The organism is Robertmurraya korlensis NBRC 107688 (assembly GCF_001591645.1).
Lineage (GTDB): Bacteria > Bacillota > Bacilli > Bacillales > Cytobacillaceae > Robertmurraya_A.
This window is the reverse complement of sequence record NZ_BCVH01000012.1, coordinates 38,508-58,877: the sequence shown is the minus strand read 5'-3', so window position 1 is coordinate 58,877 and position 20,370 is coordinate 38,508. Positions and strand designations below refer to the sequence as shown.

Annotated in this window: 16 protein-coding genes, 1 pseudogene and 2 riboswitches; of the genes and pseudogenes, 10 read left to right on the top strand and 7 right to left on the bottom strand. The window is 39.7% G+C overall.

The features are described from left to right. The first annotated feature begins 16 nt into the window (after positions 1–16). Positions 17–1,384, top strand: a complete 1,368-nt coding sequence (locus tag BKO01S_RS15915; RefSeq protein WP_066056194.1) for an amino acid permease — start codon at positions 17–19, stop codon at positions 1,382–1,384. 41 nt (positions 1,385–1,425) lie between these two features. Here BKO01S_RS15915 and asnA read toward each other — a convergent pair whose 3' ends face one another. After that, a complete protein-coding gene (gene asnA, locus BKO01S_RS15910) occupies positions 1,426–2,430 on the bottom strand; it encodes an aspartate--ammonia ligase (RefSeq protein WP_232311260.1) in 1,005 nt (334 codons plus the stop codon). A 248-nt stretch (positions 2,431–2,678) separates the two neighbouring features. On the opposite strand from asnA, the gene BKO01S_RS15905 reads away from it, so the two are divergent. Both BKO01S_RS15905 and BKO01S_RS15900 read left to right on the top strand, forming a co-directional pair. Further along, positions 2,679–4,295: a catalase gene (locus BKO01S_RS15905; RefSeq protein ID WP_066056349.1), complete on the top strand. Its 1,617-nt coding sequence runs from the start codon at positions 2,679–2,681 to the stop codon at positions 4,293–4,295. A gap of 189 nt (positions 4,296–4,484) precedes the next feature. Beyond that, complete coding sequence (locus BKO01S_RS15900) at positions 4,485–4,766, top strand: hypothetical protein (RefSeq protein ID WP_066056188.1); 282 nt, start codon at positions 4,485–4,487, stop codon at positions 4,764–4,766. 46 nt (positions 4,767–4,812) lie between these two features. On the opposite strand, the gene BKO01S_RS15895 is transcribed toward BKO01S_RS15900, so the two are convergent. Further along, positions 4,813–5,361 (bottom strand): shikimate kinase, encoded by a 549-nt coding sequence (locus tag BKO01S_RS15895; protein WP_066056186.1) that lies wholly within the window; start codon positions 5,359–5,361, stop codon positions 4,813–4,815. Positions 5,362–5,514: 153 nt separating this feature from the next. Between BKO01S_RS15895 and BKO01S_RS15890 the strand changes: the two genes are divergently transcribed. Together BKO01S_RS15890 and BKO01S_RS15885 are read left to right on the top strand one after the other, a co-directional pair. Continuing rightward, entirely contained in the window at positions 5,515–5,823 is a 309-nt protein-coding gene (locus tag BKO01S_RS15890; protein ID WP_066056183.1) for an ArsR/SmtB family transcription factor, read from the top strand. Between the two features lie 11 nt (positions 5,824–5,834). After that, complete coding sequence (locus BKO01S_RS15885) at positions 5,835–6,788, top strand: cation diffusion facilitator family transporter (RefSeq protein WP_066056180.1); 954 nt, start codon at positions 5,835–5,837, stop codon at positions 6,786–6,788. Between the two features lie 35 nt (positions 6,789–6,823). Here BKO01S_RS15885 and BKO01S_RS15880 read toward each other — a convergent pair whose 3' ends face one another. From BKO01S_RS15880 to BKO01S_RS15865, 4 genes are all read right to left on the bottom strand, one after another. Then, entirely contained in the window at positions 6,824–7,528 is a 705-nt protein-coding gene (locus BKO01S_RS15880; RefSeq protein WP_066056177.1) for a TerC family protein, read from the bottom strand. A gap of 87 nt (positions 7,529–7,615) precedes the next feature. After that, a riboswitch (yybP-ykoY riboswitch) is annotated at positions 7,616–7,713 on the bottom strand. 120 nt (positions 7,714–7,833) lie between these two features. Beyond that, positions 7,834–8,544 (bottom strand): chitin disaccharide deacetylase, encoded by a 711-nt coding sequence (chbG, locus tag BKO01S_RS15875; RefSeq protein ID WP_066056174.1) that lies wholly within the window; start codon positions 8,542–8,544, stop codon positions 7,834–7,836. A gap of 12 nt (positions 8,545–8,556) precedes the next feature. Then, positions 8,557–9,873 (bottom strand): 6-phospho-beta-glucosidase, encoded by a 1,317-nt coding sequence (locus BKO01S_RS15870; RefSeq protein ID WP_066056171.1) that lies wholly within the window; start codon positions 9,871–9,873, stop codon positions 8,557–8,559. A gap of 75 nt (positions 9,874–9,948) precedes the next feature. Next, a complete protein-coding gene (locus tag BKO01S_RS15865) occupies positions 9,949–11,319 on the bottom strand; it encodes a PTS sugar transporter subunit IIC (RefSeq protein ID WP_066056168.1) in 1,371 nt (456 codons plus the stop codon). Between the two features lie 183 nt (positions 11,320–11,502). Between BKO01S_RS15865 and BKO01S_RS15860 the strand changes: the two genes are divergently transcribed. From BKO01S_RS15860 to BKO01S_RS15840, 5 genes are all read left to right on the top strand, one after another. Then, positions 11,503–12,240 carry a GntR family transcriptional regulator gene (locus tag BKO01S_RS15860; RefSeq protein ID WP_066056166.1) on the top strand — a complete coding sequence of 246 codons (738 nt, stop codon included), beginning with the start codon at positions 11,503–11,505 and terminating at the stop codon, positions 12,238–12,240. A 140-nt stretch (positions 12,241–12,380) separates the two neighbouring features. Further along, positions 12,381–13,598 (top strand): MFS transporter, encoded by a 1,218-nt coding sequence (locus tag BKO01S_RS15855; RefSeq protein WP_066056163.1) that lies wholly within the window; start codon positions 12,381–12,383, stop codon positions 13,596–13,598. Between the two features lie 184 nt (positions 13,599–13,782). After that, positions 13,783–13,884: riboswitch (purine riboswitch) on the top strand. Between the two features lie 117 nt (positions 13,885–14,001). Next, positions 14,002–14,595, top strand: coding sequence for a xanthine phosphoribosyltransferase (locus BKO01S_RS15850; protein WP_066056161.1), 594 nt, complete (start codon positions 14,002–14,004; stop codon positions 14,593–14,595). After that, positions 14,595–15,902 carry a nucleobase:cation symporter-2 family protein gene (locus tag BKO01S_RS15845; protein WP_066056158.1) on the top strand — a complete coding sequence of 436 codons (1,308 nt, stop codon included), beginning with the start codon at positions 14,595–14,597 and terminating at the stop codon, positions 15,900–15,902. The genes BKO01S_RS15850 and BKO01S_RS15845 overlap by 1 nt, the downstream gene beginning before the upstream one ends. Positions 15,903–15,987: 85 nt before the next feature. Further along, positions 15,988–17,070, top strand: a complete 1,083-nt coding sequence (locus BKO01S_RS15840; protein WP_066056155.1) for a DNA alkylation repair protein — start codon at positions 15,988–15,990, stop codon at positions 17,068–17,070. A gap of 60 nt (positions 17,071–17,130) precedes the next feature. On the opposite strand, the pseudogene BKO01S_RS15835 reads toward BKO01S_RS15840, so the two are convergent. After that, positions 17,131–20,216 (bottom strand): annotated as a pseudogene (locus BKO01S_RS15835) (efflux RND transporter permease subunit). Positions 20,217–20,370 lie beyond the last annotated feature (154 nt).

Sequence of the window (20,370 nt, the reverse complement as noted above, 5' to 3'; positions counted from 1 at the left end):
TAAAGGAGGATTTTTCATGAAAAATGTAAGCTGTGGTAGTGGAAAAGCAAAGGGTAATGCACCAAAAGGGGATTTAAAATGGTGGCAGCTGAGCCTCATTGGGATTGGATGTACGATTGGAACAGGCTATTTTCTCGGATCTGGAATTGGAGTGAAAATTACTGGACCGGCAATAGTTATTTCCTTTTTATTAGCTGCCATTGGAACCTATGTGGTTTATCATTTTTTAGCCATGATGACAACCGAAGATCCGCAGGAGGGCTCGTTCTGTTATTACGCCGGAAAAGCATTCGGGCGCTGGGGTGGATTTAGCTGCGGGTGGAATTACTGGATATCGAAGATTTTAATTATCGGAAGTCAGTTAACGGCCCTAGCGATTTTATCCAGATTTTGGTTTCCAAAGGTTCCTTTATGGATATTTGCTGCAGGTTATGCAGTTCTTTCTATTATTGTTGTTTTATTAGGTACAAAAGGATTCGATAAGGTAGAAAATGTGTTAGCTGTCACGAAGACTGCAGCAATTCTTATGTTTATTGTTCTTGCGATTGCTGCATTGGTCGGATGGGTGCACGGTGGAGATACACACCAGCCAGGAATACCTAATTCCCTTCATGATATTTTTCCAAAAGGTGGACTGGCTTTTTGGTCGTCCCTTCTTTATGCGTTTTATGCATTTGGGGGAATTGAAGCGATTGGGTTATTGTCGATGCAACTTGAAAATAAAGAGGATGCTCCCAAAGCAGGGCAAATCATGCTTATTGTATTAACTATTATCTATGCGATATCAATGGGGCTTGTTGTTACCATGGTTTCTTATCAGGCAATTGATGAAAAAGAAAGTCCGTTTGTCACCGCCTTGTCTCATTATAAGCTGCCATTTTTCCCACATGTGTTTAATGCAGCCATTATCACTGCTGGGTTTTCAACGATGACCGCTTCACTATTTACAGTAACAAACCTGTTAAAAACATTAGCCAAAGATAAGGATGCACCGGCTATTTTTGAAAAAGAAAAGAAGCTTTTCCTAGGCAAAGAAGTCCCGCTGCCTTCGTTGGGTCTTGCTACACTAGGAATATCAGCTTCGGTTGTTGCAGCCTTGCTTTTACCAGGGAAAATCTATGCTTATATCACAACAGCAGCTGGAATTTTACAGATGTATAACTGGGGATTTATCATCCTCTCTGCTTTAAAAATCCTTACGTTAAAGGCTTGGGATAAAACCTTATGTATGATCGGATTGATTTTACTAGCTGCTGCTGTGACAGGCACCATTTTTGAAAAAAGTATACGACTTGGTTTTTTCATTAGTTTGATTGTGGTCGCATTAATTGCTCTTGTCACGTTTATCATGACTCGGGTCTGGAAAAAGGCAAAAACAGCGTAAATAAAGTCCCAATAAGGGGAAGCTTATTGGGACTTTATCATCTATAGTAATTGGATATTGGCGTCCCTGCATGATTGAAGAATTTCATCATTCCATATGGACACTTGGACCTCACCGATATGTGCTTTTTGCAGGTAAAACATACATAATCTTGATTGTCCAATTCCTCCACCGATTGTGTATGGCACCTCTCCGTTTAGAATGGCTTGGTGGAATTCTAACTGCGCACGTTCCTCAGCACCCGCTAGTTTTAACTGCTTTTTCAAGGTTTCCTCATCCACTCGAATTCCCATAGACGATACTTCAAATGCCATTTCAAGGGTAGGATTCCAAAGAACAATATCCCCATTCAATGTCCAATCGTCATAATCCGGTGAACGACCGTCGTGCTTGTTGCCTGACTTTAGTGCTCCACCAATTTGTGAGATAAAGACGGCACCATACTCCTTGGCAACGATATCCTCTCTTTGTTTCGGTGTTAGGTCTGGGTATTGATCTTCTAATTCCTGTGTAGTGACGAAATGAATGTTCAATGGAAGGGATGGTTTTAATTCTGGGAAAAAGTCATTAAGGTAGATTTCTGTGGATCGAAGTACATTATAAATTTTCCGAACCTCCGCTTGTAGGGTTTGGACGTTCCGTTGTTCTTTTGTAATGACCTTTTCCCAGTCCCATTGGTCCACATATAAGGAGTGAAGATTGCTTAGTATTTCGTCTCGACGGATGGCATTCATATCGGTATATAATCCCTTCCCTAAGCCAATCCCATACTTCGCTAGGGCCAGTCTTTTCCATTTGGCTAATGATTGTACCACTTGGATTTGTGTATTTTTTACATCCAGTGCGTCAAAGGAAACTATTCGTTCCACACCATTCAAATTATCATTGATTCCGTTCCCTTCTTTTACAAGAATCGGGGCGGATACACGAATGAGATTCAATTCTTCGGCCAAATTGCTCTCAAAATAGTCCTTCACTTTTTTTATCGCTTGTTCGGTTTGTATCAAATCGAGCTTTGATTGATACCCTTTAGGGATTTTCCTAATCGTCACTACTCATCATCCTCATCCTCTTTTAATTGTAAGCCTTCTTCTTCTTTCTTTAGCTTTAAATGACTGAAGGGCTTCACTTCACGTACAGTGTATGAATGTGATGATGGGTGGTGAATGTCCGTTTTAGGATTGAATTATATTTCGGTGGTAATGGTAAACTTTGTATACAGCACCTTAAATTGGACATTCTATGACAGTAATGTTCAATTGGAGGTGTTTTAATTTTGGATAACAAAGAAAACATAGAAAACGGAACGGGCGTTTCTGGGGTCGGAGGACCACAGGATGGTCGTTTGGGAAGCAATGAGTCTAGTGAAACTCTAACGAACCGACAAGGCCATCCAATCACGGATAACCAAAATGTAAGAACCGTTGGAAACCGTGGACCAACTACATTAGAGAACTATCACTTTTTAGAGAAAATCTCTCATTTTGATAGAGAACGAATTCCAGAGCGTGTCGTTCATGGTCGCGGAGCGGGTGCTCATGGATATTTTGAAGCGTATGGGAAAGTAGGGAACGAAGAAATTGCGAAGTACACACGTGCCAAGCTGTTCCAAGAAGCTGGAAAAATTACACCTGTATTTGTTCGTTTCTCTACAGTTGTTGGCGGTGGACACTCCCCGGAAACATTACGTGACCCACGTGGGTTTGCGATTAAGTTTTACACAGAGGATGGGAACTGGGATTTAGTCGGTAACAACCTGAAGATTTTCTTTATCCGTGATCCAATTAAATTCCCTGATATGGTTCATTCGTTCAAGCCAGATCCTGTGACTAACTTGCCAGACCCAGAAAGAATGTTTGACTTCCTTTCTCAGACACCGGAAGCGACACATATGGTAACGTTCCTATTTTCCCCATGGGGAATTCCAGCGAATTACCGTCAAATGCAAGGTTCTGGGGTAAATACATACAAATGGGTAAATAAGGAAGGGCAAGGTGTCCTTATTAAGTACCACTTTGAGCCATTAAAGCAAGGAATCAAAAATCTTCTTCAAAAAGAAGCAGATGAGATTCAAGCTACCAACTATAACCATGCGACTCAAGATCTGTATGAAGCAATTGAACGTGGAGATTATCCGGAATGGGAGCTATGCGTTCAAATCATGAGCGACGATGAGCATCCTGAGCTAGACTATGATCCACTAGATCCGACGAAGCTTTGGGATCCTGAACAGTTCCCATTTTTAAAGGTTGGGAAATTGGTGTTGAATAAAAATCCGGAGAACTATTTTGCCGAGGTCGAACAGGCTGCGTTCGGTACAGGGGTTCTTGTGGATGGATTAGACTTCTCGGACGATAAGCTGTTACAGGGGCGTACATTCTCCTATTCCGATACACAACGTTACCGCGTTGGAACGAATTATTTACAAGTTCCAATCAACTCTCCGAAGAAGCGTGTGGCGACGAACCAACGTGACGGGCAAATGGAATATTCGGTGGATATGGCACCAGGTCAAAATCCACACGTGAACTACGAGCCATCGTTGCTCGGCGGTTTAAAGGAAGCGGAAAAAACAGGTGCTGACCATGAACCGCATTATGATGCAAAGCTTGTCCGTCAAAAGATAGACCGTACAAATGACTTTGCTCAAGCCGGAGAAACGTATCGCGCGTTTGATAAGCTGGAGCAGGATGAGTTGATATCGAACTTGGTTGGTGCTCTATCGGTATGTAAGAAGGAAATTCAAGACCAAATGATTGAGTATTTCACTAAGGCAGATGAGGAATATGGACGCCGCGTACGTGAAGGTGTCGATCAAGCGATGAAGAATAAGGAACATATGAGTACAGCTGCTGCTGATGAAGCGATGAAGAAGGCTGATGATATGGGACATGAATCTGATCGTTATTAGGATTTGTTGCGAGCTGCACGAGATGCGGCTCGTTTTTTAATGTTTGGGGATAGCCGATAACTTTCGAAAGTCGCTGATATCTTTGAATGGCGCCGATATATGTTTGGATGTCGAAATCATATCAATATTCGGCTATAATGAAACGGAAAGCTAGTCTTCTATCGAATTTTACTTAGGATGTGTAATGAGATGAGCCATTATTCTGCAACGAATATAAAGATTAGTAAACTATCCATTTTTAGTGGGTATCAAGTTCTTTTTGATGTGAAAGGCCACTCCTATCAAATGTTAGTTGGTGGAGGCGACTTCAACTTTCCGATGAACATCATTCATTATTTTAAAGAAGACGGGAAATGTCCTGTTTGCGACAAATATACACTAACCTATCCCATAGGACAGCAACCTTGTTCAGCATTACTTCGAGATAAAATGATGCTGTTTGATTTATTCCAAAGGAAATTCCGTTCCTAAGAACAGGAGGCAGCTCTTCTTTTGAGCTGCCCGCCTCTTCTACTATTTATCCCAATTTTGAAACGATATACTCTGCAATCTGTTCTGGCTGTTGATCATCCGTACCTATTTTTATATGGTGGTGTTGATAGATTGCTTGTCTACTATTAAATAGCTCCCTGATTTCCTCTTGATTGCGACCTTGAAGAACGGGTCTTGAATCAATAATTAGACCGATTCTTTCCTTCCAATACTCCCATGAGATATCAAGGAAAATCACCGTACAGTTTTGCAAGCAAGCTTCTCTCGTCTCTTCCTGAAGAAACGCTCCTCCCCCTAGAGACAGTATATATCCTTGTCTTTTACTTAGTTCGATGATGATTTCTTTTTCCTTGGCACGGAAGGCTTTTTCCCCAATTTTCTTAAAAATTTCTGAGGTGGGGATTCCGTACTCTTTCTCTATTGCTTCATCAATATCAATAAACTCTCGACGGAGCTTCTCCGCGACTAATTTTCCTATCGTTGTTTTCCCAGCACCCATAAATCCGATAAATACAATACTTTGTTGGTTACCTATCACTTTTATCACTCCATTATATACCCGTACATACCCCATTATTATTCTACTATGTTATCACTTTTTTTCGTTTGTTCCAAAGTAAATTTCTGAGAATTCAAGTTATTTTATCACCAATTGACCAACTTTATGATACTATACATATATGAACATATGCTCATATGTTAAATCATGAATTAAAGGAGCTATTTGATGGAACGTACTGACCATTCATTTCTTAACCAAGCAACAGCGGATGAAGCATCAAGAATTTTTAAAGCGCTAGCTGATCCAACAAGAATTAAAATTTTATATCTACTCTCCCAAGAGGAATGCTCTGTGGGTCATATTACCGAAGTACTCGAGATGACTCAGTCTGCGGTTTCACACCAACTTAGCACGCTTAGGAAGCTCCGATTAGTCAAATATCGCCGGGAAGGAAGCACCTTGTACTATTCCTACGATGACGAGCATGTCATCACAATTCTCCAGCAAGTGCTCACCCATATTAATTGCAAATAGGAGGAATATGTATGGGTCACCACCATCACCACCACGGTCATGGGCACCATCATCATCATGGACATGACCATTGTCATGATCACTTTGATTCACAAAGGGAAGGAAACAAAAAGGGGTTACTTATCGCTTTATTTGTGACAACTGGAATTATGTTCGCAGAGTTTTTTGGAGGGTTACTTACCAATAGTCTTGCACTATTATCAGATGCGGGGCATATGCTTAGTGATGCGAGCTCATTGCTACTAAGTGTTGTGGCACTTTGGATTGCTTCCCGTCCTGCTACACCACAGAAAACCTTTGGATTTTACCGTTTTGAAGTATTAGCCGCTTTGTTTAATGGGGTTACTTTGTTTGTGATTGCTGGTTTTATCGTGTGGGAAGCATTTGAGCGGTTTTTGGAACCTCCAACTGTTTCAAGCGGAACAATGATCCTCATTGCTTGTATTGGCCTGGGGGCGAATTTAATTAGTGCTTGGTCTTTATTACGAAATGGAGATGTCAAAGATAATGTAAATGTGAGAAGTGCCTATTTACATGTGTTAGGAGATGCCTTAGGGTCTGTTGGAGCAATTATTGCTGGAATTGTCATGCTGCTATTTGGATGGTATATTGCTGATCCCATCATTTCCGTCATTGTTGCTTTATTAATTTTACGTAGTGCATGGGGTGTCATTTCGCATTCTTTCCACATATTAATGGAGGGAACCCCTCACTCTCTGAAGCAAGACGAAGTAAAGGATGCACTAGAATCCATTCATGGTGTTATTGATGTGCACGATCTTCACATTTGGACGATTACATCCGGACTTCACTCGTTAACTTGCCATTTACTTGTAGACGAGGACCACCATTCACAAACTATTTTACAAGAGGCCATTCGGACAGTAAGCGATCGGTTCCATATTGATCATGCAACGATACAAATTGAAACATCAACCAGTCTTCATCAAGAGTTAAAAATATAAAAAGTGCTCCCTCATCTGGGAGCACCTTACATACATTAATGAGATCCAGCCTTTTTCAACTCGTACGTTTCTTCCGTTTGAGCTGCAAGCTTTTTCTTTTTCATGGTCATTTTACCAGCTAAAACAACTCCAGCAATCACAAGGATTTCAAAGCCGTATTTAACAAAGCCATTTACAAAAACAACATCTAAGAATCCTTCACCAACAATCATTTTTGCTGCTGTCCAAGCTAAAATCGCTGAACCAATTGTAACGATCACTGGATAACGCTCGATCCATTTAATAATCATCGTGCTACCCCACATAACGACAGGGACGGAAACAAGTAATCCAATAATAACTAGTGTCATATTCCCGTGAGATGCACCTGCGATTGCTAGCACATTGTCTAATCCCATTAAGGCATCTGCAATGATTACGGTACGAATCGCTGCCCAGAATGTATCTCCTGCTTTCACGTCACCGTGGCTATCGTCATCCACCAGTAATTTATAAGCGATCCAAACAAGTAATAGTCCACCTACTAAGTGTAAGCCTGGGATTTTCAGCAACCAAACAACAGCGAGTGTGGCCACTACACGAATGACAATCGCTCCAATTGATCCCCAAAGAATTACTTTTTTCTGCTGTTCTTTTGGAAGACTTCTAGCTGCTAATCCAATAAGAATGGCATTATCACCGGCAAGAACTAAGTCAATAGCAATAATGGTAAGTAGTGCAGTTAAAAATTCTAGTTCCATAAATATTCCCTCCTAAAAATAAGTTCTTATCGATTTTTTTGCCTACAAAATAAAGAGACCTTTGCCATTGTAGGCAAAGGTCTCGCTAAGCACAAATAAAATGCCAACAAAGCCGATGGATTGCTCCATGTAATGACGACTTTGTTTCAGGAAAAATCCTGACGCTACTCCCCTTTACTGAAAAAGGAAAATCGATATTAATTTTATACTATATTGTTACTATAGTCGAAAACAAATGATTATATGTCTATTAAAACATAAACTTATCACTATTTGCAACTATAAAACTTGTAACAAATTCCCTGTTACAGTAACTGAATCTCCCTCGGAAGGACTACAGTCTTTAAAATCTCCACTTCTTCTAAGCGTTTGTATGTGTAGGAAGAGCCTTTTAAAAGAGCATTATCCAAGTAGGCTGGATGAGTCATGACTTCAATTTTTGTATGTTCTGGAAATCGTTCCTTGAGCTTGGTGAAATATTCACCTTCCACTCCGTCTCCATAAAAATCAAATAATGCCAAGTCAGAAAACGGTTCAACACCTTTAATTCGTTCTAGTCCATTTGTTCTCACAGGCAGGTTATATTTCTTTGATAAACGTTGCACTACAGGTAACAGCTCTTCAATCGTGTGAACATGATGGTGACTGTCGGTATGTGTGAGTGGTACACCTGAACGTAGGAACTTTTCAATTTGAGCAGTCCATTCCCTCTCCACTTCCTCAAGAAGGACAGTGCCTTTTTTAGAGTGGAGATCTGACAAGGAATGAAAGGACCCCTCTTCATTTGTAAGGGACGAAACATCATGTAAAAGCGGTTTTCCGCATGTAAGGACTAAATGAATCCCCACCTGCAAACTAGGATGCTCTTTTGCAAGCTGAATCGCATGCTCGGTTCCTTCCATATTCATCATCATTGTGGCAGAATTCACAATTCCATTCAGATGAGTGTCAATTATTCCATAGTTCACACCTGAACTAAAACCAAAATCGTCTGCGTTTACGATTAATTGAATCATGTACATACTCCCCTATCTCAAAGTAAACTGTGGCAAGTGCTCTTTATGAGCTTCTAACATTTCATTTAAAATGACCTTAGCTGTTTGATCACTTGGTATGAATGGATTCATGGTCATGGCAAGAAGGGCGGTATTGTAGTTTCCTGTTATAGCAGCTTCAATCGCTACCTCTTCAAAAGATTTCATAAAACCAACTAGTCCTCTTACCGCTACTGGTAGCTCTCCTACACTAATTGGTTTGGGACCGTCTTTTGTAATGACACAGCTTACTTCTACAGCTGCCTGAGCAGGGAGACTGGAGATCGTCCCGTTATTCCTTGTATTCACTGCTTGTATATCCCGTTTATCCGTATACATCGAGTGAATGAGCCGAACGGCTGCATCGCTGTAGTAAGCTCCCCCTCTTTTTTCTAACTGTGGAGGTTTGATGTCTAGATTTGGATCCTTGTATAACTCGAACAAATCATCCTCTAATCTCTTCACTACCTCGGCTCGAATATTTCCTTCACGGAATTTTTTCAGTTCATCTTCTAGCATGTTGCCAGACTTGTAATAATAATTATGATATGGGCAAGGAAGGACATTTAATGCCTGTAAAAATTCAGGCTCCCATCCCATCGCATGAATATTTTGCATCGTAATGGCCTTGTCTGGATCTGTTAAAAGAGAGATCACTTCCGTTTTCACTGATGTTCCGTCCACAAACACATCCAACCCATAGACCAGATGATTTAAACCAGCAAAGTCAATTCTGACTCGGCTATGGTCCACACCTAATAGTTTGGCAACTCCCATCTCCATCCCGATAGGCACATTACATAGACCTACTGCTTTTATGTTCGTATGTTTTAAAACAGCCTCTGTTACCATGCCAGCTGGGTTGGTGAAATTAATGAGCCACGCATCAGGACAAAGCTCCTCCATCTCCCGACATATATCAAGAATTACTGGGATTGTTCGGAACGCTTTAAACAATCCACCTGGTCCGTTCGTTTCTTGTCCTAACACTCCATGCTTTAATGGAATGCTCTCGTCAAGCTTACGCGCCTCCAGCAATCCTACTCGCAATTGAGTTGTGACAAAGTCAGCTCCTTCTAAAGCTGTTCTACGATCTAATGTTAAGTGAATCTCGATCGGAAGACCTGATTTTTCAACCATTCGTTTGGCTAAGTTTCCAACTATATCGAGCTTCTCTTTTCCTGCCTCTATATCGACCAGCCATATTTCTCTTATTGGAAGTTCGTCATAATACTTAATAAATCCTTCAATTAATTCGGGTGTGTAGCTTGACCCTCCGCCAATCGTTACAATTTTTAATCCTTTATTCATGATGAAACCCTCCTACTATTTATGGAAAAAGAAACTCCCTGGAAAGGTGGAATAACCTCGCCCAGGGATTTGCACTTACATTTTCAAAGTATCAGTTGGAGCTTGAAGTTCTCTTTCTCTGTCCTTTCTTGCTTCTATCTTCCCTTGGGCAATGACGAATGGTAGATAGATAGCAATGGAGACAACTAGATTTACAGCAGAAAGAACCGCTCCTGAAATATGACCACCCGTAGCGAGTAGCCCACCTAAAATGGCTGGTGTTACCCATGGAATATCGGCAACAACAGGGTGAACGAGACCGAAGCTTATCGATAGATATGCGATAATTGTCATTACAATTGGTCCTAAGATAAATGGTATGAACCAGATTGGATTTAATACAATGGGGAGACCAAATAAAATCGGTTCATTAATTTGGAATACCCCTGGAGGAGTACCTAACGCTAATAACTGTTTATGCCTTCTTCTTCCAGCAATAAACATAGCAATGAGCAAACCAAGCGTCGCTCCGGAGCCTCCTAAATAAACAAATGCATCTAAGAAAGACCCTGCTAGAATGTTATAATCACCAAGCTTCTCCACACCTTGAGCATACATATTCAAGTTTTCCTGTCCAAGCTTCGTCATTAAAGGTGTCGTGATTCCGCCTAAAATATTGGGTCCGTGTAATCCAATGACCCAGAAACCATGAACTAAAGCCACAATCAATATCGCAAATGGCAATGAATCCACTGCCCCAGTTAAAGGTGTAACAAGAACTTGGTTTAACCAATCGTTTAAATACGCACCGCCACTAATGAATTTCCGTAAAATAAGACCCAATAACGCCATTGTAAAAATAGTTGCCATTCCAGGCAGTAGCTTCGAAAAAGATCGTGCGACAGCTGGTGGTACACCATCTGGTAACTTAATGACTAAATACTTAATCTTTGCTAACCGCACAAAAATTTCAGTAGCAATAATAGAAACGATAATACCTGTAAAAAGTGCGGTTGCATTAAAGTAATTCCAACTAATAAAGCCCCATGCGCCACCAGTTACTGCCTCTCCTCCTTCAGGTGTAAGAGTAACATTTCCTATTTGCGGAATGAGTACAAAGAAAGCTGCTCCGGCAACGAGCATCGCTTCAAACCCATCATCACCATAAGACTTCGCAAGCTTATACGCAATTCCAAAAACAGCAAAAACGGTCATGAACGCAAGCGTCCCCCACCAAATGTCTCCACCAAGCGTGTTCCATGTTTCTCCGAAAAGAGCAACCATCATTTTTTGATACGGTTTCCCAATTCCAGGTACAGACCCTAGGTTGTTTAACAGAACGGCCAAAGAACCGACCATCGTAATCGCAATCATTCCAACCAACGCGTCACGAATCGCAAGTAAATGCCTGTTATTCCCCAACTTGTTCGCTACCGGCATGATGTATTTGTCAATAAAATTCATCATCCACCTATTCCCCCTTTTCATTGTTTTTTGAGAGCGCTTACCAAGATGTATCTTCATTGTACTGATCTATGTATCATATTTCAATACAAATATTTAATTTGTTACTACAAATTTATTCACCCTTATTTGAAAATACAAATTAAGAATAATGTTTGCTATAATGAAATAAGGAGGTTATCCGATATGAATGAAGAGACGAAAGATGGAAATGCCCTACATTTACGAGTGAAGGAAGCGATTATCCAGCTTATAAAAGATGGAGAATATCCACCAGATTCACAGCTTCCGACAGAGGCAGAATTTTGTGAAACCTTTGGTGTTAGCCGTACGACCGTAAGAACAGCACTTCAGCAGTTAACATCCGAGGGATATGTTTACCGAAAAAGAGGAAGCGGTACATTTGTATCTAACAATAAGGTGAAGCAAGTATTGACTGCAACGATTGAACGATTTTCAGATCAGATCTCAATGCAAGGAAAAATACCGTCGATTAAAGTCATTAATTTGGAAGTAGTTCCTGCGAATGATTATTTAATTAATCTTCTAAAAGTTAATGAAGGTGAGCCTGTTAATGTACTCGAGCGAGTACGTTTCGTGAATGATGAGCCCATTCAGTATGAGATTTCTTATCTTCCTTGGTATAAAACGCCTGCTATTAGTAAAGAAGGCTGTGAAGATTCACTGTACAAGCTGCTGCAAACTCAATATGACCTTTATATAAATAAAACGATTGAGAACTTAGAACTTTATCTTCCCGATGAGGAAGTAGCAAAAAAGCTACAAATTCCTGTTGGCAGTCCTTGCTTTTCTTTAGATACACATGCGTACTTAGAGGATGGAAGTATTATTGAATACTCAAAAACGATATTCCGGGGAGATTTGACCCATTTTATTATTGAAAGAAATTACACAAGAATGTAAACAACAGAGTGGTTCATTCTGTTGTTTTTTATTGTTCTTTAACATCATGACAGAATGTAGAAAAAGTTATATAATAATCTTCGGAAACCGAAATTTTTTATCATAATTAGAATATATTAAACTAAAAAGAGGATCAAAAAATGTGGAAAAATCGGAATGTATGGATTATTTTAATCGGGGAGTTTATTGCTGGCGTTGGGTTATGGACTGGAATAATAGGAAACTTAGAATTTATGCAAGAGAAGGTACCATCTGATTTCCTCAAATCTCTCATCCTTGCTACAGGCTTATTAGCGGGTATTCTTGTGGGTCCTCTCGCTGGTCGGATGACCGATCAGTATAGTAAAAAAACGATTATGATTTATTCAGGAATTGCCCGTATGTTTAGCGTAGTCTTTATGTTCCTTGCTCTTTATACCGGCTCCGTCTGGTGGATGGTTGTGTTTATGATTGGGATTCAGCTCTCTGCTGCTTTTTATTTTCCAGCGCTACAATCCGCTATCCCTTTAATTGTCACTGAAAATCAACTTCTTCAATTAAACGGAGTTCACATGAATATAGCAACGATTGCACGTGTATTAGGAACGGCACTAGCTGGTGCGATGCTTGTAGTCATGCCGTTATCGATGCTGTATGTGGCCTCCTTTGTTGCTTATGGGGCTTTGCTCGTATTTACCTTCTTTTTAAAAATTGACGAGCCTGTGGCGAGTAGTTCTACCACAAAAGGGAAAGGTACGAGTGGTGGTGGATTCAAAGAGGTTCTTCCGGTTATTAAGGGAATGCCGGTGGTTTTGATGACCGTAATCATGGCCCTTGTTCCATTGTTATTCCTTAGTGGATTTAATTTGATGGTCATCAATATTAGTGAAATTCACGATGACCCTTCTATTAAGGGACTTATTTATACAGCAGAAGGAATCGCGTTTATGTTAGGAACGTTTGTGATTAAAAGGCTCAGTGACAGATGGTCTCCTTTTACAATTATTTTTGCTTTTTCAACGATTATCGGGTTAGGGCAAATTTCTCTTTATTTTGTAGAAATCAAGGCACTTGCAATTCTTTCATTTGCTATTGTTGGATTTGCTGTTGGATGTTTCTTCCCTACCGTTGCCACGCTTTTTCAAACAAAAGTGCCAAAGGACTTCCATGGCCGCTTCTTCTCTTTCCGAAACATGCTTGACCGAATTATGTTTCAGGTAGTGCTACTAGGAACGGGATTTTTGCTCGATGTGGTAGGATTACAATTGATGGTTCTCATATTCGGGGCAATCTCATTAATTACAACAGGTATCTTTTATACAAAGCATAAACAGCATCCTGTTGAGATCGAAGTGAAGGCTGCAACGGTCGGAAAATAATAGGCAAGAGGTGTCTTGAATAGAGATGCCTTTTGTTCGTATATTCCATCTTGTTTGCTGATTTTTCACGCAAATCTGATTAATGAAACCCCTAACACGAATAATATTCATGTTTTTACCAATATATTTCGGATTTAATGTCTAGTTTTCTATTGAACTATACTATAATACTGGTATAATGATTACTAACTTCATACGATTCACTCATATAATGGCGAGGATATGGCTCGCAAGTTTCTACCGAATTACCGTAAATGATTCGACTATGAGTGAGCAATGGGATTGCTTGACGTTCGTTGTTCAAGCAACCGCACCTTCTTAAGTCTAAGGTCATTGCTTCACTCATCTTGATGTGAATGCAATGAAGTTAGGCTTTTTTTATTTTCTTTCTCAGGGAGGACATATGGAGTTATTACAAAATAAGATTTTAGAAGAGGGTAAAGTACTTTCTGAATCTGTGCTTAAGGTTGATTCCTTCTTAAATCATCAAATTGACCCAAAGCTCATGCTAGAGATTGGAGAAGAATTTGCAAGGCTTTTTACGACTGAAGGTATTACTAAGATTCTTACACTAGAGTCTTCAGGAATTGCTCCTTCGGTTATGACAGGATTAAAACTTGGAATCCCTGTTATTTTTGCTAGAAAGCGTAAGTCACTTACATTGACGGATGACTTACTAACAGCAAATGTTTATTCATATACAAAGCAAGAGTCCAACGAAATCTCTATTTCAAACAAGTTTATACAGCCGGAAGATTGCGTATTAATCATTGATGATTTTTTAGCAAATGGAGAAGCTGCTCTAGGTTTGATTGATCTAGTAACTCAGGCGAAGGCTACTGTTGCTGGAATTGGAATTGTCATTGAAAAATCGTTCCAGGTGGGTGGACAAAAGCTCCGTGAACAAGGCTGGAGAGTAGAATCACTAGCAAGAGTAGAATCCCTTTCAAATGGAAAGGTCACATTTGTAAATGATAAAGTGGAGGAAACCATCTAATGAAAACAAATCCGTTTAAACTAACTTCCTTAGGAATTCAACACGTACTTGCGATGTACGCAGGTGCCGTGATCGTTCCCCTGATTGTCGGAGGAGCACTTGGCCTAACGGGAGAACAATTAACCTACTTAGTTTCGATTGATATTTTAATGTGTGGGGTAGCAACCCTTTTACAAGTTTGGAAAAATAAATTCTTTGGAATTGGCTTACCGGTCGTTCTTGGATGTACATTTACGGCTGTAGGTCCGATGATTGCTATTGGTGGAGAATATGGAATTTCCGCGATTTATGGGTCGATTTTAGTCTCTGGTTTATTCGTGGTTGTCATTGCAAAGTTTTTTGGAAAGCTTGTACGCTTTTTCCCACCGGTTGTAACAGGGTCTGTTGTAACTATTATCGGAATTACATTGATTCCTGTTGCCATCAACAATATGGCTGGTGGTCAAGGAAGCCCTGATTTTGGTTCAATGACGAACATTTCTTTAGCTTTTGGAACGTTATTATTTATTATTGTTTTATACCGCTTTTTCACAGGTTTTGTTCGATCCATTTCAATTCTTTTAGGCTTATTAGCAGGTACAGTGGTTGCTGCATTTATGGGAATGGTTAATTTCTCTGCAGTAGCTGAAGCTAGCTGGTTCCACATGGTTACCCCTTTCTATTTCGGGATGCCAACATTTGAAATCACAGCGATTCTAACGATGATTCTTGTTGCAATGGTAAGTTTGGTTGAGTCCACTGGTGTGTATTTTGCCTTGAGTGATATTTGTGAAGAGGAAGTAACGGAAAAGGATTTAGCTAATGGTTATCGTGCAGAAGGCTTAGCGATTCTTTTAGGAGGATTATTTAACTCTTTCCCATATACTACTTACTCTCAAAACGTTGGTCTATTACAGATCACGGGAGTAAAAAGCAAAAACGTTATTTATACAACTGGAGCGATGTTAGTTTTATTAGGATTTATCCCTAAAATCGGGGCTTTAACAACGATTATCCCTACAGCTGTATTAGGTGGCGCGATGATCGCGATGTTTGGAATGGTTATTGCGTACGGTATTAAAATGCTAAGTAAGGTAGACTTTGCTTCACAAGAAAACCTATTAATTATCGCTTGTTCAGTAGGTATTGGCCTTGGTGTAACAGCAGTTCCTGACCTGTTTGCACAAATGCCATCTAGCATCCGTATTCTGACTGATAACGGAATTGTGGCTGGAAGCATCATGGCGATTCTATTAAATATTGTATTTAATGTTGCCCCGAAAACATCAAGTGTACAACCAATTATGAAAGAACAAAAAGCTTCTTAATATAAGCTCCTCTGGCCATCTCTATTTAGAGATGGTTTTTTGTTATGATTAACATAAATCTAAATAGGAACGAGGAATAGAATATATGGCGGAACGAATAAAGGATCGATACAATCTTTCATTTTTCGAACACTTTAGTCAAGTCATCAAGTCAGCCTATCCAACATTTGATGAGGAGTCGTTTTTATCTTTTATTTTTGATCATGATTGGGAAGAACGCGAGTTCAAGCAACGGATTCGGCACGTGACTTTTGCGCTACGGAAGTACTTGCCTACTTCATACGCGGAAGCCCTACAGGTTTTAATGAACATTGCACCTCAGTGTCGAGGAGTAGAATATTTATTTTTTCCTGATTTTGTCGAGGTATATGGGATTGAGAAATGGGAAGCTTCAATGAGAGCACTCGAGGAATTTACAAAGTACTCGAGTTCTGAATTTGCTGTACGCCCATTTATTATACGAAACCAGGATAAAATGATGGAACAAATGCAGAGATGGTCACTTCATGAGGATGAACATATCCGTCGACTAGCGAGTGAAGGATGCCGACCGCGTCTGCCTTGGGCAACAGCATTAGTAGAATTAAAAAAAGATCCCACCCCAATCCTGACCATTCTCGAACATCTAAAGAACGACCCTTCCCTATATGTGAGGAAATCCGTAGCAAATAATTTAAACGATATCTCAAAGGATCATCCCAACTTACTGAAACAAATCGTGCGTGAATGGAGAGGAAAAGATGTACATACGGACTGGATTGTAAAACATGCCTGTCGAAGCCTCCTTAAAAAAGGAGATAGAGAAACCCTTCAAATATTTGGATATACATTACCAGCTAGTGTATCGGTTCAAAACTTGTTCTTATCCAATAATGCCCTTTACCTTGGTGAGACATTAACCATTTCCTTTGAAGTGAACAATGAATCCAATATGCCACAAACTTTACGAATTGAATGCGGGATCGATTTTATGAAAGCAAACGGGAAACAAGCTAGAAAGATTTTTCATTTATCTGAGAAAAGCTACCCTGTAGGAATAACTCCTCTAACCAAGAAGCAGCTGTTTCAGAATTTAACAACACGCAAGCATTATGGAGGTTTACATGGGGTAAGTATTCTGGTAAATGGTGAAGAAATGGCTAGGACTGAATTTTTATTAAAGATGTAAATATCAAAAAACCGTTGCTTTCAGATGGAACTAAAGAGCAACGGTTTTTTGTAATCAAGTTTAATCTTCTACTACTTCTCTACGATTTTTCTTTAACATTTTTGAAAGTACTTCGTATACGATCGGGACAATCACAAGTGTTAAAAGGGTTGATGATGTTAAACCACCAATTACTGTTATAGCTAACCCTTTAGAGATAAGTCCAGCTCCACCAGCACCAAACACCATTGGTATCATCGCACCAATTGTGGCGATTGCAGTCATTAGAATCGGACGTAATCTTGTAGCCCCGGCTTCAATAATTGCGTCACGGATGGACATCCCTTCGCGTTCCATATGGATGATCCGGTCAACGAGTACAATGGCGTTCGTAACCACGATCCCAATCAACATCAATAGACCCATCATAACGGAAACAGAAATCGTCTCACCAGCGATCCACAGTCCTACAAAGGAACCAATTACCGCAAATGGTAAAGAGAATAGAATGGCAAATGGTGCTAACCCTTCACCAAATGTAACAACTAAGATGAAGTACACAATCAGTACTGCTGCTAACATCGCTACACCTAACTGTGTAAACGTCTCTTGCATATCAGCTGCTACACCAGAAACTCCTATTGTTACACCCTTAGGTAAATCAAGTTTATCGATCTTCTTATCTGCTTCAGTAGTTGCTGCTGACACATCATCTGTCGTTACTGTTCCAGAAACAGCAGAGTAGTATTCCCCTTCACTACGAGCTAATGTGTTATAGGTTGTACCCTCTTCTACAGATACAAGCTTAGACAACGGCATCGTTGTACCTAGAGCCGTTGGAATTGGAGTCTCTAATATTTCATCAATGGATTTCGCGTCAGTCTTTGCTTCACGTTGAACAATAACGTCTAATTTTTCACCGTCATTTTCTACGGTTGTTAACACTTCTTCAGAACCTGTATTTGCTAATGCTCCAACGATTTGCGCGGTTGTTAGACCATACTGTAACACATCCTGTTGATCCACATGTAACACATGCTCTACATATGGATTTTCCAGGTCAGAGGTAACATCTTTCAAGTTTTTCACATCTTTTAATGCATCCCCTACTTGGCTAACTGCTTCATTTAAGTCATCTAAATCTTCACTGTACAATGTGTAGCTTACTTCATTAGAACTCATACTACCCATTGCCATATTTTGTGATTTCCATTCACCCGAATGATCAATGTTGAATACATACTCTTCTACTTCTTCTTTTACCTCAGGGAAATCTTTCATGTCAGGGTCAAAGATTAGGTACATTAACGCACCTTTTGCCCCACCGGTCATGATAGCAGACATGTCTGTAGAAGCTTTATTGTTATAGGAGATTTGAACAATGTCCAAATCATCACGTTTCATTAATTCTTTTTCAACTTCTTCAATATTTCTTAATGTTTCTGCCTCAAGCTCACCAGCTTCTGGTGTATAGGTTAAATAGACTGTTTTTTCTTCTTCAGATCCCATAAAACTAAAGCCGATAAGTGGAGTTAACGCTAGAGATCCACCTAGTAATAGAACCGCAATAACTGATGTAATGATTTTATGATTTAATGCTTTAGCTAGAACACCTTTGTACCATATTGCTAATCTTCCACCCTCTTTGTGCTCCTTCACTTTCTTTTCACCGTATAAATTCTTACGGAATAAGAAATGGGACAATGCTGGTACGATGGTAATCGCAACAATGAGTGATGCACCTAGGGCAAATGCCATCGTTAAAGCAAATGGTCTAAATAGCTCACCAACCATCCCACCAACGAACATAAGTGGTGCGAATACCGCAACCGTTACAAGCGTAGAAGACAAGATTGGTTTAAACATTTCTATTGTTGCTTCACGAATTAATGCACGACCTCTAAGCTTTTCTTTCTCTAAATCATTCGTCTGTAGATGTTCTCCACAACAACGATTGAGTCATCTATTACACGACCAATCGCTACGGTAATGGCACCTAAGGTCATAATATTTAATGTAATATCAAGCCAGTTCAATAGCAAAAATGCCATAAAGATAGACACTGGAATGGATATAATAGAAATAAGTGTTGATTTCACATCACGTAGGAATAAAAGAATGATGATGACTGCGAACAAGCCACCAAATAGTGCTTTTTCTACCATTGTGAAAACAGAATCTTCGATTGGTTTTCCTTGGTCCAGCGTTACATCAATGACTAGACCATCAATAGCTTTTTCCTCTTCCTTAATTAAGTCTTTGATTTCATTAACGACTTCAACTGTGTTTGCTTGTTGCCCTTTTGTAATTTGGATAGAGATTGCTTCTTCCCCGTTTGTACGAGAAATAGATTGTACATTTCCAACGGTCTCAATGGTAGCAATATCTCCTAAAGTGACAAACGGGTTTGGATTTTCTGCAGTTGGTGTCACTGGAATTAACATTTCTTTTAATTCATCAACCGTTTTAATATCCCCATCAACAGCAACTGCTTCTTCTCCTGCTTCAAACTTTTGGAGACCTAACGATAAAGCCATATCACTCGCTTGAATCATTTGTTTCACAGTGTCTTCCGTTAACCCTAGTTCTTCCATCTTTTCTTGGTTATACGTGAATTGTACTTCTTCAATATGTTGACCAGTTATTGTTGTTGATCCAACACCATCAATATTATCTATTTTCGGTAAAATCGTTTCTTCTACTGTTGTTGATAAATCAACAATATCTTCCTCTGTGCTGCTTATCGATAATGCCAAAACAGGCATCATATTCATGCTAAGCGCCATAATTGATGGATCTTCAGCAGCTTCTGGTAACACGATATTATCAAGAGCCGATTCGAGTTCGCGTTTTTTCTCATCCATATCAACGCCATAGTCATACTCGATTTGCAATTGTGCTACGTTGGCAGATGAGTTTGAGAAAACCGCCTTGACATCTTCAAGCCCCTCAATGGTCTGCTCCATCGGTATCGATATCTCTTCCATTACTTGTTCGGCCGTTGCACCTGGATACACATCCATGACAATTAAATATGGAATTGATACGTCCGGAATACTTTCCATCTTCATTTTTGTCCCGGAGTATATCCCAGCAGCTGTTACAATAATGGTTAATAACCATACAGCAAGCTTATTTTTCAGGACGAAGTTAACTAAGCTTTTCAAATTTATTTCTCCCCTTTTGATTAATCTCCAATGATTTGTTATAATCAAAACTATTAATTGACCAATCGGTCATTTCTACAACAATATAACTGACCAATCAGTCATACGTCAACTTATTTATACTCACAATGTGTTTATACGGTTTACAATAAAT